We start from the raw sequence: 13,478 nt of genomic DNA on the forward strand, positions 1-13,478 counted from the left end.
CGCGAAAATCGGTTGGTTAAGCTCTTCGGCAGATCATTCGGCCGCGGCCGCCACCGGATTGTCGTTGTGCAGCTCTTCCCGGTAGGGCCTCGCCGTCGGCGGCAGCGCGCGCTTGAGGAAATAATCCTCGTTGCGCAGCTGGCGCAGGAAGGCCGGGATCATCTCGCGATAGCCGGCCAGGATCGACGGCGTCGGCGCCGGCAGGTCATGTTTGATCATCTCATGCAGCTTCGGCAGCGCGTGATAAGGCACCATCGGGAACATGTGATGCTCCACATGGTAGTTCATGTTCCAGTAGATGAAGCGGCTGACCGGGTTCATGTAGACGGTGCGGCTGTTCAGCCGGTGATCGATGACGTTCTCGGCCAGCCCGCCATGCTGCAGCAGTCCGGTCATGACGTGATGCCAGGCGCCGTAGAGGCGGGGCAGGCCGATCAGCATCAGCGGCAGCCAGGAATGCAGATAGAGCGCCAAGGCGATCGTCGCGATGTAGATGGCGAGCCATATGCGGGCGACGCGGATGGCCTTCGGCTGTTCCTGTTCGGGGATGAAGGTCTTTTCCGCCGCGCTGATGAGGCCGACAGCATTGCGCACCATGTCGGTCATCGCATGCCAGGCATCGAGAATGCCGAAAAAGTTCAACACGACGCGCAGCAGGTCCGGCGGCCGCATGACGGCGATCTCGGGATCGCGCCCGACGATGATGGTGTCGGTGTGGTGGCGTGTATGGCTCCAGCGCCATGTCACCGGATTGCGCATGATCATGAAGCAGGCGAGCTGGTAGACGGCGTCGTTCATCCATTGGGTGCGGAAGGCCGTGCCATGGCCGCATTCGTGCCAACGGGAATCGGTCGAGGAGCCATAGAGCGTGCCATAGACGAAGAAGAACGGCACGCACCACCAGCTACCCCAGAACCAGGCGCCGCCCGCACCGCTGAGGATCAGCGCGCCGAGCCAGATGATGGTGTCGCGGATCGCCGGCTGGTCGGAGCGCTGCATCAGCTCCTTCATCTGCTTGCGCGGGATCTCGGTATGGTACCACTCGGCCGCCGCCAGCCCGTTCTCGACCGCGAGCTGGGCGTCGCGGCCGGTCAGGCTGTAGTCGCGTGGCGACGCCGACGTCATGGCCGTCATTGAGGTTCCTCCAACAGCGCCTGGCGAACGGATTTAGCAGGTCTGGGCCCGTTCATGGCCGGCTTCCACTTCACCATACCGCCGGCCCATGATAGCCTCAACGTCAGGAAGATAGTTTCTATCATTTCCTATCAGGATGAGATATGCTGAGTCGGACAAGCAATGGAGCATTCATGGCAAAGCGGCCGACCATTAGCGATCTCGCGCGCGTCTCGGGCGTCAGTGTCGCCACCGTCGACAGGGTGCTGAACAGCCGCCTGCCGGTACGCGAGGAGACGGCGCGCCGGGTGTATGAGGCCGCCACCGAGATCGGCTACCACGCGGCGGGGCTGATCAAGCAGCGCATGCGCCAGGAATTGCCGGAATACCGGCTCGGCTTCCTGCTGCTGAGGGGCAATGACGTCTTCTATGGCGATTTTGCCAGGGAGCTCGAGCTGGCGGTTTCGCAATCGCAACGTTTCCGCGGCACTGCCGCGATCGACTTCGCCACGTCGCTGGCGCCCGATGAGATTGCAGGCCAGATGCGCAGGCTGGCGGCCAAGTCGAGAGCCATCGCCGTTGTCGGCCCGGATCACCCGACGCTGACGGCGGTGGTGGAGGCGCTGAAGGCGAGGGGGCAGCCGGTCTTCTCGCTGCTGTCCGATTTCGCCGCCGGCATCCGCGAGGGCTATGTCGGTCTCGACAACCGCAAGGTCGGACGCAGCGCCGCATGGATGATCGCCAAGGCCGCCAGGAAGCCGGGCAAGGTGGCGCTCTTCGTCGGCAGCCACCGCTTCCATGGCCACGAGCTGCGCGAGATCGGCTTCCGCTCCTATTTCCGCGAGCACGCGCCGGATTTCACAGTGATGGAGACGCTGGTCAACCTCGAGGCCAATGACGTGACGCATGACGCCATGCTCGATCTTCTGGCGCGCCATCCCGATCTTGCCGGTTGCTATGTCGCCGGCGGCGGCATGGAAGGCGCCGTCTCGGCGCTGAGGACGGCGAACCCGGCGGATATGCCGGTCGTCATCTGCAACGAGATCAACGCCGTCTCGCGCGCAGCACTTGCCGACAACATCCTCACCATGGTGATCTCGACGCCGCTCTCCGCGCTCTGCCGGGAGCTCCTGGGGCTGATGGCCCATGCCATCGAAAGCGGCGCCGCCAATGCGCCGGGGCAGACCTTCCTGCCCTTTGACATCTATCTGCCGGAAAACATCTAGAAGCTCCAGCGCAGGGATTTTGATCGGTCGCCCGTTTAACGTTGGCAGGTGGCACGCGTGGAGATTGGCCGAAACGCCCATCGCGTCGCTCCGCCATAGAATGACGAGGTTGGGAGCGGCTTCAGCCAATTCCCGGCGTTTGCGATGGAGCCGATGTGAAAGAATCCATCAGGCTGATGGATTCTTTCATGGCGATTTGCTCCGATTCGGACTCAGCTTTCGACGATCGTGGCCTTCGTCACGGCGATCTGGACCGAAAAACCGGCCAATCTCGTCGGAATCGCCCTTGACGTTTCCAAAACGAAATGGAATAAATATTTCACCAACTAGGCTTTTTGGTTCTTTCGTTCCGGGAGCGTCTGCACGAACGGAGGAAGAGGCGTTCCAGTCGGATTGGCGACGCCGCATGGCCGCAGGGAGAGATTCCCCGGGCAAACCGGGGATTCCGGTTCAAATGGGTGCAGCCGGACACCAAGTGGAGGAGAATAAAATGAAGAAACTGCTTTTGGGCGTCGCGCTTTCGGCGCTGATGTGCTCATCCGCCTTCGCCGCCAAGATCGGCGTTTCGATGGCCAAGTTCGACGACAACTTCCTGACCGTGCTGCGCAACGGCATGATCGCGCAGGCCAAGGGCATGAGCGGTGTCGAATTGCAGGTCGAGGATGCGCAGAACGACGTGGCCAAGCAGCTCGACCAGATCAAGAACTTCGCCGCCTCGGGCGTCGACGCCATCATCGTCAATCCGGTCGACACCTCGGCCACCCAGGCAATGTCGGACGCGGCCGCCGCGGCCAAGATCCCGCTGGTCTATGTCAATCGCCAGCCGGTCAATGTCGACTCACTGCCGGACAACCAGGCTTTCGTCGCGTCGAACGAGGCGGAATCCGGCACGCTCGAGACTAAGGAAGCCTGCCGCCTGTTCAAGGAAGCCGGCAAGAAGGAAGCCAATGTCTACGTGATCATGGGCGAGCTCTCGAACCAGGCCGCGGTGCAGCGCACCAAGGACATCGAGGAAGTCATCGCCACGCCGGACTGCAGCTTCATCAAGATCATCGACAAGCAGACCTCGAACTGGGATCGTGACCAGGCGCAGAACCTGATGACCAACTGGCTGTCGTCGGGCAAGGCGTTCGACGGCGTCATCGCCAACAACGACGAAAGCGCCATCGGCGCCATCCAGGCGATGAAGGCCGCCAACATCGACATGAAGGCGGTGGTCGTCGGCGGCGTCGACGCCACGCAGGACGCGTTGGCCGCGATGCAGGCAGGCGATCTCGACGTGACTGTCTTCCAGGACGCTGCCGGCCAGGGCGCCGGCGCGCTCGACGCGGCGCTGAAGCTCGCCAAGGGCGAAAAGGTGGAACACAAGGTCTATATCCCGTTCCAGCTCGTCACTCCGGCGAACATCGACAAGTTCTTGAAGAAGAACTGAGGCGCGCCGGCGCAATTCCAGGAACGGTTTTCGGTACGGAATTGCGTGAAGACAAACCGCGGGGTGGTGCCGCGACGCATCGGACTGGCTGAAGTCGGGTGCTGGCGAAGCGGCGCCGCTCTGTTCCTCTCCCGCCCGACAGGGCGGGAGAACGGGGCGCGGTCATTCGGAGGAAGAAGACGTGTCACAGACATCGCATGGCATTGGCGGATTGAGCTATGACGCCAAGAAGCGCCCATGGCCGGCCGAGTTCAACGTGTTCCTGGCGCTGGTCATCCTCGTCGTCGCCTTCGAGCTGATAGGCCGCGTCTTCCTCGGCGACAGCTTCCTGTTCAACACGCGCGAGAATGTGTCGGGCCTCTTCAACGAGCAGCGCCTGCAGATCATCATCCTGCAGGTCTCGATCGTCGGCATCATCGCCATCGGCGTCACCCAGGTCATCATCTGCGGCGGCATTGATCTGTCCTCGGGCTCGATCGTCGGCGCCACCGCCATGATCGCCATGAGCTTCGCGCAGGTTGCGACCGTCAACGGCAATCCCAATCCCAAGGCGATGTTCATCGATTATGGCTGGACCGACCTGCCGGTTATCGTGCCGGTGCTGGTCGCGATCGGCTGCGGACTGATCGCCGGCCTGATCAACGGCCTGTTGATCGCCTATACCCGCATTCCGCCTTTCATCGCCACGCTCGGCATGATGGTCACCGCGCGCGGCATTGCCAAATGGTGGTCGAAGGGGCAGCCGATCTCGTTCCCGACCGACAGTTTCGCGGCCATCGGCAAGGGCCTGATGCCTGTCGTCATCTTCATCTCGCTGGCGCTCCTGTTCCAGCTTATCCTGAGCTATACGAAATACGGCAAGCATTGCTACGCCATCGGCTCCAACGAGGATGCCGCGCGCATGTCGGGCATCAAGATCGCCAACCACAAGGTGCTGGTCTACGCCATCGCCGGCATCCTCGCCTCGCTCGCCGCCGTGGTGCTCTGCTCCAAGAACCTTACCGCCCAGGCCGGCATGGGCGTCATGTACGAGCTCGACGCCATCGCCATGGCGGTCATCGGCGGCGTTTCGCTGTCGGGCGGCCGCGGCTCCATCATCGGCACCGTCATCGGCTCGCTGATCTTCGGCGTCATCATTTCCGGCTTCACCTTCCTGCGCCTCGACGCCTACTATCAGGAGATGGTCAAGGGCGTGATCATTGTCGGCGCGGTCGTTCTCGATCAATGGCGCCAGCGCCGCCGCGCGATAGGAGCTTGACCATGTCCGACATCGTTTTGAAGACCGAAAACCTCACCAAGCATTATGGCGGCGTGCACGCCTTGCAGGAGGCGAATTTCGAACTGCGCAAGGGCGAGCATGTCGCCATCATGGGCGACAACGGCGCCGGCAAGTCGACCTTCGTGCGCCAGATCACCGGCGTCGAGCAGCGCACCGACGGCAAGATCTGGTTCGACGGCAAGGAAGTGAACTTCGCCGGCCCGATCGAGGCACGCGAGGCGGGCATCGAGACCGTGTTCCAGAACCTTGCGCTGGCCGACGATCTCGACGTGCCGTCGAACCTGTTCCTTGGGCGTGAGAAGGTGCTCTTCAACCTCGGGCCGTTCTCGATCCTCGACCGCAAGGCGATGCGCAAGGCGACCGAGGCGGCGCTGATCCGCACGGCGGTGAAGATCCCCAATCTCTCCAGCACCATCCGCCATATGTCCGGCGGCCAGCGCCAATGCGTCGCGATCGCCCGGACCGCGACCTTCGCCTCCAAGCTGATCATCATGGACGAGCCGACGGCAGCCCTCGGCGTGCAGGAAACCGCGCAGGTCGAAAACATCATCCGTACGCTGAAGGAAAACGGCGAGCCGCTGATCCTGGTCAGCCACAACATGCGCCAGGTGTTCGATCTGGTCGACCGCATCGTCGTCTTCCGCCGCGGCAAGATCGTCGCCAACCTGCGCAAGCAGGACACCGACGGCAACGACATCGTCGCCTACATCACCGGCGCCAAGACCGGACAGGCGGAACTGCAGGCCGCCTGACGGACGCCGCAACGGGCGCTGCGACGGGATCAATCAATCATCCGCGCCGGCCGGCGCGGACAGCTTTCTGAATCACCTCAAAGGATCTTCCATGACTCTCCGCTTCGCTCTTCTCGGCGCCGGTCGTATCGGCAAGGTGCATGCCCGCGCCGTCGGCTCAAATCCGCAGGCAAAACTGGTTGCCGTGGCGGATGCCTTCGAGAAAGCGGCGACTGAGCTCGCCTCCGCCTACGGCGCCGAAGTGCGCACGATCGATGCCATCGAGCAGGCCAAGGACATCGACGCCGTCATCATCTGCACGCCGACCGACACCCATGCCGATCTGATCGAGCGCTTCGCCAAGGCCGGCAAGGCGATCTTCTGCGAGAAGCCGATCGATCTCTCCGTTAAGCGGGTCGAAAAATGCCTGGCCGTTGTCGAGAAGACCAAGGCCACGCTGATGGTCGGCTTCAACCGCCGCTTCGACCCGCATTTCGCTGCCGTCCGCAAGGCGATCGACGACGGCGCCATCGGCACGGTCGAGATGGTCACCATCACCTCGCGCGATCCAGGCGCCCCGCCGCTCGACTACATCGCCCGCTCCGGCGGCATTTTTCGCGACATGACCATCCATGATTTCGACATGGCGCGCTTCCTGCTCGGCGAGGAGCCGGTGGCCGTCAGCGCCCATGCCTCGGTGCTGGTCGACAAGAAAATCGGCGAAGCCGGCGATTTCGACTCGGTCAGCGTCATCCTCGAAACCGCCTCCGGCAAGCAGGCCGTCATCTCCAATTCGCGCCGCGCCACCTATGGCTATGACCAGCGCATCGAGGTGCATGGCTCCAAGGGCATGGTCGCTGCCGAGAACCAGCGCCCGGTGTCGATCGAGCTCGCCAACGACAAGGGCTACACCCGCCCGCCGCTGCACGACTTCTTCATGACCCGCTATCTCGACGCTTATGCCAACGAGATCGCGGCTTTCATCACGGCGGCGACGTCGGGCAAGAAAGCAGCGCCGAGCGGCAAGGATGGGCTGATCGCGCTGAAACTGGCCGACGCGGCCTTGCAGTCGGCCAAGACAGGCAAGACCATCCGCGTCGATTAAATCACGGGCGAGCGTTTGAGGACGGTCAGGTTGTCGGACTGCGGGGTCTAGTGATTAGCCGGAGCATCCCTCACGTCGTCATTCTATGGCGAAGCAAGGAGCGAAGCGACGCGGCGCAGACCATAGGATCCATGCCGTTACATCTGAGCGATGCTAACGGTGCAAAATTCTGCTCCGCTGCGTTCTTCGACTGGCGTCACGGAATGGATCCTAGGGTCTTCGCGACGGAGCTTCGCTCCTGCTTCGCCCTAGGATGACGACGTAGAGGATGGGGCGAGGCACCGAGAAACGATCGGAACCTCAATGAACCTCGAAGTCCATTGGTAGTCAAAAACACAGGAGCACAGCGATGAACGGTTTGGCCGGTCGCAATTCACAAACGCGCGCCATCGTCACCGGCGGCGCGCAGGGCATCGGCTTCGCGGTTGCGGAAGCCTTGGCCGACGAGGGCTGCCGCGCACTGGCGCTGATCGGCCGCTCGCAGGAAAAGGGCGACAGGGCGGTCGCGGCGCTTAAGAAGAACGGCGTCGACGCCATCTTCATCAGCGCCGACGTCGCCAAGGTCGCCGACTGCAAGCACGCTGTCGAGACCGCGATCAAGCACTTCGGAACGCTGAACGCGCTGGTCAACGCCGCCGCCACGTCCGCGCGGGGGTCGTTGGTGGAGACCTCGGAAGAACTCTTCGACCAGATCTTCGACACCAACGTGCGCGGACCCTTCTTCCTGATGCAGGGTCTTGTCGCGCATCTCCTGGAGCGCAAGGCTCCGGGCTCGATCGTCAACGTGCTGTCGATGTCGGCCCATGCCGGCCAGTCCTTCCTCACGCCGTATTCGACCAGCAAGGGCGCGCTGATGACGCTGACCAAGAACGTCGCCAGCTCCTATCGGAAGAACCGCATCCGCTGCAACGCCGTGCTGCCCGGCTGGATGGACACCGAGGGCGAGGCGATCGTGCAGAAGAAATGGCATGGCGCGCCGGACGACTGGCTGGAGAAGGCCGAGGCCGCGCAGCCCATGGGCCAGCTGGTCAAGCCGGCTCAGCTTGCCCGGCTGATCACCTACATGCTGAGCCCGCAGGCCGGCGTCATGACCGGCTCACTGGTCGACTATGATCAGAACATCGCCGGGGTGGTCGGCGAGTAGTCACAGGGGAGTCTGGCGGCGACGCAAGTTACTTCGTCATCCACGGGCGGAGCAAGGAGCGAAGCGACGCGGCGTAGACTCGAGGATCCATGCCGCGACTGCAGAGCGTTGCTGCGGTCCAGAATTATGCATCGCCGCGCTCTTCGGCCAAGGTAACGGCATGGATTCCAGGGTCTTCGCGACGGAGCTTCGCTCCTGCTTCGCCCTGGAATGACGAAATCGCGAAGGTTCGGCCCCACCCCGAAATCGCCAGCCTCAACAGGCACGTGACAAACCCCAACGCTTCGACTATATGAGCCGTATGATCTACCTGACCGCCTCGTTTTGGTACTTTAGCTACGGTAGCTCGCTGGCGGCGGGAGGATTGCGCTCGATCTGAAAACTCCAGATCAAAAATCCGACAAGCCGCCAGACCTGGCGGCTTTTTTGTTTCAGCCGGCAGGTCTCCTAAACCAGGAGCAGAAAGCCGTGTTGACCACCACAGACGACCTTCGGGTCACCGAAATCAGGGCCCTGAGCGCGCCGGACGAGGTGATGCGCGAGATACCGCGCTCGCTCACCGCGACGCGTACCGTCGCCGCCTCGCGCAACGCCATCCATTCCATCCTTTCGGGGGCCGACGATCGACTGCTTGTCATCGTCGGCCCATGTTCCATCCACGATCCGGTCGCGGCCGTTGACTATGCCAGCCGTCTGGCGGCGCTGCGCGAGGCCCTGGCCGACCGGCTCGAGATCGTCATGCGCGTCTATTTTGAAAAGCCGCGCACCACGGTCGGCTGGAAGGGCCTGATCAACGACCCGGACCTCGACGGCAGCTTCAACATCGAAAAGGGGTTGCGCATGGCGCGCAACGTTCTGTCGGCCGTCAACAATCTCGGCCTGCCGGCGGCGACCGAGTTCCTCGACATGACCATCCCGCAATACATCGCCGACCTCGTCGCCTGGGGCGCGATCGGCGCGCGTACAGCCGAAAGCCAGATCCATCGCGAGCTGGCCTCGGGCCTGTCCTGTCCGGTCGGCTTCAAGAACGGCACCGACGGCAATCTCAGGATCGCCGGCGAAGCGGTGAAGTCCGCCGCCCAGCCGCATCATTTCATGGCGGTGACCAAGGGCGGCCGCAGCGCCATTGCGGCAACCACCGGCAACGAGGATTGCCATGTCATCCTGCGCGGTGGCATCGCGCCGAACTATGATGCCGCAAGCGTCGAGGCCGCCGCGGCCGAGCTCGTCCGCATCGGCGTCGCGCCGCGGCTGATGATCGACGTCAGCCACGCCAACAGCGCCAAGAAGCCGGAGAACCAGCCGAAGGTCGCGCATGACGTGGCGGGCCAGGTTGCCGCGGGCGACGAGCGCATCATCGGCGTCATGATCGAGAGCAATCTCGTCGCCGGCCGGCAGGACGTCGTGCCCGGCAAGCCGCTGGTCTACGGCCAGAGCATCACCGACGGCTGCATTGACTGGGCGACCACGGAAACGGTGCTGCACGGCCTCGCTGGCGCGGTCGAATGGCGCCGATCGGTGAAGCGCGAAATGCTCGCCAACCGGCAGGGTGCGGCTTGAGCGAAATGGAGAGGGCGGCGATCACGCCGCCCTCAACCCTTCCCAGGCGGTGAATATCGAAACGGCAAACAGCAGCAGCCCCGCTGCGCGGCCTGCAAATGTGGTTGCCTTCGGATTGTCGACCAGCAGGCTCCGGCTGCGCCCAGCTGTAACGGCGAGCCCGCCATAGATCGCGGCCTGCGTGGCGACCGTCAGCAATCCCATGATTGTCGCCTGCATCCAGATCGGGCCGTAAGCCGGCTTCAGGAATTGCGGATAGACGGCAAGGATGAAGAGATAGGCCTTCGGATTGATCAGGCAGGTGACCAGGCCCTGGCGAAACGCCTTCCAGGCCGAGCGGCTCCCCGATGGTGCGTTGTCGCCGACGGTGATCGAGCTGCGCATCAGCGAAATGCCGATATAGGCCATGTAGGCGGCGCCGGCGATCAGCAGCGGCGTGAACAGGATCGGCACGAAATGCATGAGCAGCCCGACGCCGATCGCGCCGTTCAGCGTGTGCACAGCGCCGCCCAGCATGATGCCGGCGGTCGCGGCCAGACCTCTGTTGCTGCCGCCGGACAGCGCATTGGCCAGCACGAACAGCATGTCCATGCCCGGAACGGCGATGATGCCGAACAGAAGCACGAAGAACAGCCAGAGATTTTCGCCATAGCTCATGTCAGTTGCCTGTCGCATTATCCGCCTGCACGCAAAGGAATCTGTTGCTTTTCAAGCGGGTAGGCGGCCCTATAGGGCATTCCAACTGACGGGGGTGTGTCAGTTGCATTCCAGCCGGGTGAGAAAATGCGCAAGGCCTCGCGCCTGTTCGAGATCATCCAGATCCTGCGGCTGGCCAGGAAGCCGGTGACGGCGGCGACGATTGCCGAGCGGCTGGAAGTGACCGTACGCTCGGTCTATCGCGACATCGCGGCCTTGCAGGCGATGCGCGTGCCGATCGAGGGCGGGCGCGGCATCGGCTACATCTTGCGACCAGGCTTCGACCTGCCGCCACTGATGTTTTCCATCGAGGAGATGGAAGCGATCGTCCTGTCGCTGGCGTTGCTGGAGCGCACCGGCGATGACGAGCTCAAGCAGGCGGCGAAACGCGTCGGCGCTAAGATCGCCGGCGCCGTACCGCCGCCTTTGCGGCAGACCCTCGACGCCAACGCCCTCCATGCCTGGGGCTTTGCAGCACCCTCCGCTTCCGCCGTCGACCTCGCTTTGGTCCGCCGCGCCATCCGCGACGAGGAGAAACTAAGCCTTTCCTATCGCGACGAGGCGGGACGTCCGACCGGCCGCATCATCCGTCCGGTCGCGCTGATCTATTATGCCGAGACGGCCAACATCGTCGCCTGGTGCGAGTTGCGGCAGGCCATCCGCAATTTCCGCAGCGACCGCATCGAGGATTGCCGGGCGGCCGGCCAATGGTTCAAGGGCGAAGGCGACCGGCTGCGGCAGGTGTGGGTCGACGGCTGGGAGATCAATGTCCCGGTGGCGGCCGGCAACTGACGCGTTGCCGGCCTTGTATCTCAGGGGACGATGCCGCGGCAGGCCCAGGCGACATTGGCGACGGATCGCGGGCCATCGGGTCGGCCGGCTTGATAGGCATCGCGGACGGCGGCCTCGACACGCTCCCGCTCGGCCGCGTCCAGTGTCATGTATCTGCCGAGCGGGCCTTCGCCGGCGCCGATCGGCGCCCAGAAGTCGTCGAAATCCGCGTAATCCATGCGGATCATCAGCTCGGCCTCCGTGACATCGGCCAGGCCTTGCTCGACAAAGGTCCGCTTCATCTCGCCCGGCTGCACCATCGGCTGGAAGCAATAGCGGCTGCGCATCTGGCGCCCGCTTTCGCTGAGCGCCGCAACTGTGTCGATCATCATGCGCATGGCGGTCATGCCGCCATAATGGTCCCAGACCACGGCCGCGACCACGCCGCCCGGCCGCGTCACGCGGCGCATCTCGGCCACCGCCTTGCCGGCCTCTGGCACGAAGTGCAGCACCAGCAGCGCCAGCGCGCGGTCGAACACATTGTCGTCGAACGGCAGGGCGGTGGCATCCGCCTGCTGGATGGTGACGCGCGGGTCGGTGTTCCTCTCCTTCGCCGCCGCGACGAAGACCGGCGAGAAGTCGATGGCCTGGATCTCGGCGAGATCGCCTGACTTCGCCAGCTCAAAGGTGAGGCTGCCGGTGCCGCAACCGACGTCGAGGACTTTTTCGCCGCCGGCCAGACCGGCGAAATCGATGAACTTGGGCGCGAGCCGGCGGCTCCAGCGTCCCATAAGTTGCTCATAGCCGGACGCCGCCTGAACGGTGAAACTTGATGTCATCCCGCCCTCCCTTCGCTGAGGTCAGCCTAGACGTCCACGGAAGCCGTGCCAAGCAGCGAAAGCAGCGGATCGTTCCGTGACCGCACACAAGCGTAGGCCCTGGCGGCCCAGCACGTTGCCGGGATTGTGCACAGAAGCTAATATGGCGCCGAACCCTCGCGAACATTGGGGGACGGGGTGAGCAAGATCCTGATTTGCGGTGGAGGCATAATCGGGTTGTGCACGGCGACCATGCTTGGCCGCGACGGTCATGACGTGACGGTCCTCGAGGCCGATCCGGCGGACCGGCCTTCGAGTTCCATTCAAGGATGGGACTGGGAGCGCCCCGGCGTTGCGCAGTTCAGGCAGCCTCACAACCTCAGCTCGCGTTTCCGGATAGTCGCCGATCAGGAGCTGCCGGGGCTGACGGAGATATTGCTGCGCGCCGGCTGCGTCTGGATGGACTTCTTCGATCCTCGATCGTTGCCCCCGACACTGACGGACAGGGCGCCCCGCCCGGGCGACGAAGCCATGCGCTTCGTCACCGGCCGGCGGCCGGTGATCGAATGGGCCACGGCCGAGATGGCGCAAGCTGCGCCCAATGTGACCGTCCGGCGGGGGATCAAGGTTCGCGAGCTGATCACGGGCGCCTCAGCCATTCCCGGCGTGCCGCATATTGCCGGCGTTCGAACGACGTCCGGCGAGGACATTGGCGCCGACCTGGTGATCGATGCGATGGGGCGGCGAAGCCCTGCCTGCGAATGGATCGTCGGGGCGGGAGGCCGCAGTCCGAGCGAGGAAGCCGAGGACAGCAATTTCGTCTATTTCACCCGCTATTTCACGGGCAGGCAGCGGCCGCGCCGAAAGGGCCGCCTGCTCACGCCGATGGGGTTGTTCTCGATTCTCACGCTGGATGGCGACAACGACACCTGGTCGGTAACCCTGTTCACCTCGGCGAGAAACAAGGCCATGCGCGCTTTGCGCGACACCGCCACGTTTCACCGTGTCGTCATGGCATGTCCGATGCAGGCCCATTGGCTTGACGGCGAGCCGATCACGCATGTCCTGCTGATGGCTGGCGTTCTCGACCGCTACCGGCGGTTTGTCGTCGACGGCCAGCCTGTCGTCACCGGGTTTGCGGCTGTGGCCGACGCCTGGGCCTGCACCAATCCGTCCGCCGGGCGGGGGTTGAGCGTCGGCCTTCTGCACGCGCAGGTGCTCAGGAATGTCGCTCGCCGGCACATCGGCGACCCTGCCGAATTCTCGCGGGAATACGATGCCGAGACCGAACGCCAGGTCGGGCCGTTCTATCGCAACCAGATCGCCGCCGACCGTGCCCGGATCGCGGAGATGGACGCCCTGGCGGACGGCCTTCCTGTTCCGCCGCCGAATCCGGTCATGGCCCGGCTTTTCGCCGCCGCAAGCGAGGATGCCGACGTGTTTCGCGGCGTGATCGAGATCGCCATGTGCGTTTCGCTGCCGCAGGACGTCGTCGCCAGACCGCATGTCGCGGCAAAACTGGCCGAACTGGACGGTCGCCCCTTGCCGCCGAATCCCAACGTCATCGATCGCGACCGTATGGCATCCCTGCTTGCCGGCTGAG

12 protein-coding genes are annotated in these 13,478 nt (G+C 63.9%); 9 read left to right on the top strand and 3 right to left on the bottom strand.

The window, feature by feature from the left end; all coding sequences use genetic code 11:
* Window positions 1-33: 33 nt before the first annotated feature.
* On the bottom strand, window positions 34-1,125 hold the full coding sequence (locus FJ425_RS03375; RefSeq protein WP_140633809.1) for a fatty acid desaturase family protein: 1,092 nt from the start codon (window positions 1,123-1,125) through the stop codon (window positions 34-36).
* Between the two features lie 182 nt (window positions 1,126-1,307).
* Here FJ425_RS03375 and FJ425_RS03380 point away from each other — a divergent pair, with 182 nt between their 5' ends.
* The 7 genes from FJ425_RS03380 to FJ425_RS03410 all read left to right on the top strand — a co-directional run bounded on the left by FJ425_RS03380 (window position 1,308) and on the right by FJ425_RS03410 (window position 9,590).
* Window positions 1,308-2,339: a LacI family DNA-binding transcriptional regulator gene (locus FJ425_RS03380; RefSeq protein WP_140633683.1), complete on the top strand. Its 1,032-nt coding sequence runs from the start codon at window positions 1,308-1,310 to the stop codon at window positions 2,337-2,339.
* Window positions 2,340-2,829: 490 nt separating this feature from the next.
* Entirely contained in the window at window positions 2,830-3,771 is a 942-nt protein-coding gene (locus FJ425_RS03385; RefSeq protein WP_140633686.1) for a sugar ABC transporter substrate-binding protein, read from the top strand.
* A 181-nt stretch (window positions 3,772-3,952) separates the two neighbouring features.
* Window positions 3,953-5,029 carry an ABC transporter permease gene (locus tag FJ425_RS03390; protein ID WP_095768206.1) on the top strand — a complete coding sequence of 359 codons (1,077 nt, stop codon included), beginning with the start codon at window positions 3,953-3,955 and terminating at the stop codon, window positions 5,027-5,029.
* Window positions 5,030-5,031: 2 nt separating this feature from the next.
* Window positions 5,032-5,802 carry an ATP-binding cassette domain-containing protein gene (locus tag FJ425_RS03395; RefSeq protein WP_140543283.1) on the top strand — a complete coding sequence of 257 codons (771 nt, stop codon included), beginning with the start codon at window positions 5,032-5,034 and terminating at the stop codon, window positions 5,800-5,802.
* Window positions 5,803-5,893: 91 nt separating this feature from the next.
* Window positions 5,894-6,886, top strand: a complete 993-nt coding sequence (gene iolG / locus FJ425_RS03400; protein ID WP_140633688.1) for an inositol 2-dehydrogenase — start codon at window positions 5,894-5,896, stop codon at window positions 6,884-6,886.
* 349 nt (window positions 6,887-7,235) lie between these two features.
* A complete protein-coding gene (locus FJ425_RS03405) occupies window positions 7,236-8,030 on the top strand; it encodes an SDR family oxidoreductase (protein ID WP_140543285.1) in 795 nt (264 codons plus the stop codon).
* Window positions 8,031-8,498: 468 nt separating this feature from the next.
* Window positions 8,499-9,590: a 3-deoxy-7-phosphoheptulonate synthase gene (locus FJ425_RS03410; RefSeq protein ID WP_140633691.1), complete on the top strand. Its 1,092-nt coding sequence runs from the start codon at window positions 8,499-8,501 to the stop codon at window positions 9,588-9,590.
* Window positions 9,591-9,611: 21 nt separating this feature from the next.
* Here the strand turns inward: FJ425_RS03410 and FJ425_RS03415 are convergent, their stop codons facing one another.
* Entirely contained in the window at window positions 9,612-10,247 is a 636-nt protein-coding gene (locus tag FJ425_RS03415; RefSeq protein ID WP_140633694.1) for a LysE family translocator, read from the bottom strand.
* A gap of 126 nt (window positions 10,248-10,373) precedes the next feature.
* Here FJ425_RS03415 and FJ425_RS03420 point away from each other — a divergent pair, with 126 nt between their 5' ends.
* Complete coding sequence (locus tag FJ425_RS03420) at window positions 10,374-11,078, top strand: YafY family protein (protein WP_140633697.1); 705 nt, start codon at window positions 10,374-10,376, stop codon at window positions 11,076-11,078.
* A gap of 20 nt (window positions 11,079-11,098) precedes the next feature.
* Here the strand turns inward: FJ425_RS03420 and FJ425_RS03425 are convergent, their stop codons facing one another.
* The gene (locus FJ425_RS03425; protein ID WP_140633700.1) at window positions 11,099-11,896 is read right to left on the bottom strand and encodes a class I SAM-dependent methyltransferase; all 798 of its coding nucleotides are present in this window, start codon (window positions 11,894-11,896) and stop codon (window positions 11,099-11,101) included.
* A gap of 177 nt (window positions 11,897-12,073) precedes the next feature.
* Here FJ425_RS03425 and FJ425_RS03430 point away from each other — a divergent pair, with 177 nt between their 5' ends.
* Window positions 12,074-13,477: an FAD-dependent oxidoreductase gene (locus tag FJ425_RS03430; RefSeq protein WP_140633703.1), complete on the top strand. Its 1,404-nt coding sequence runs from the start codon at window positions 12,074-12,076 to the stop codon at window positions 13,475-13,477.
* Window position 13,478 lies beyond the last annotated feature (1 nt).

This window comes from Mesorhizobium sp. B2-7-2 (genome assembly GCF_006440775.1).
Taxonomy (GTDB): domain Bacteria; phylum Pseudomonadota; class Alphaproteobacteria; order Rhizobiales; family Rhizobiaceae; genus Mesorhizobium.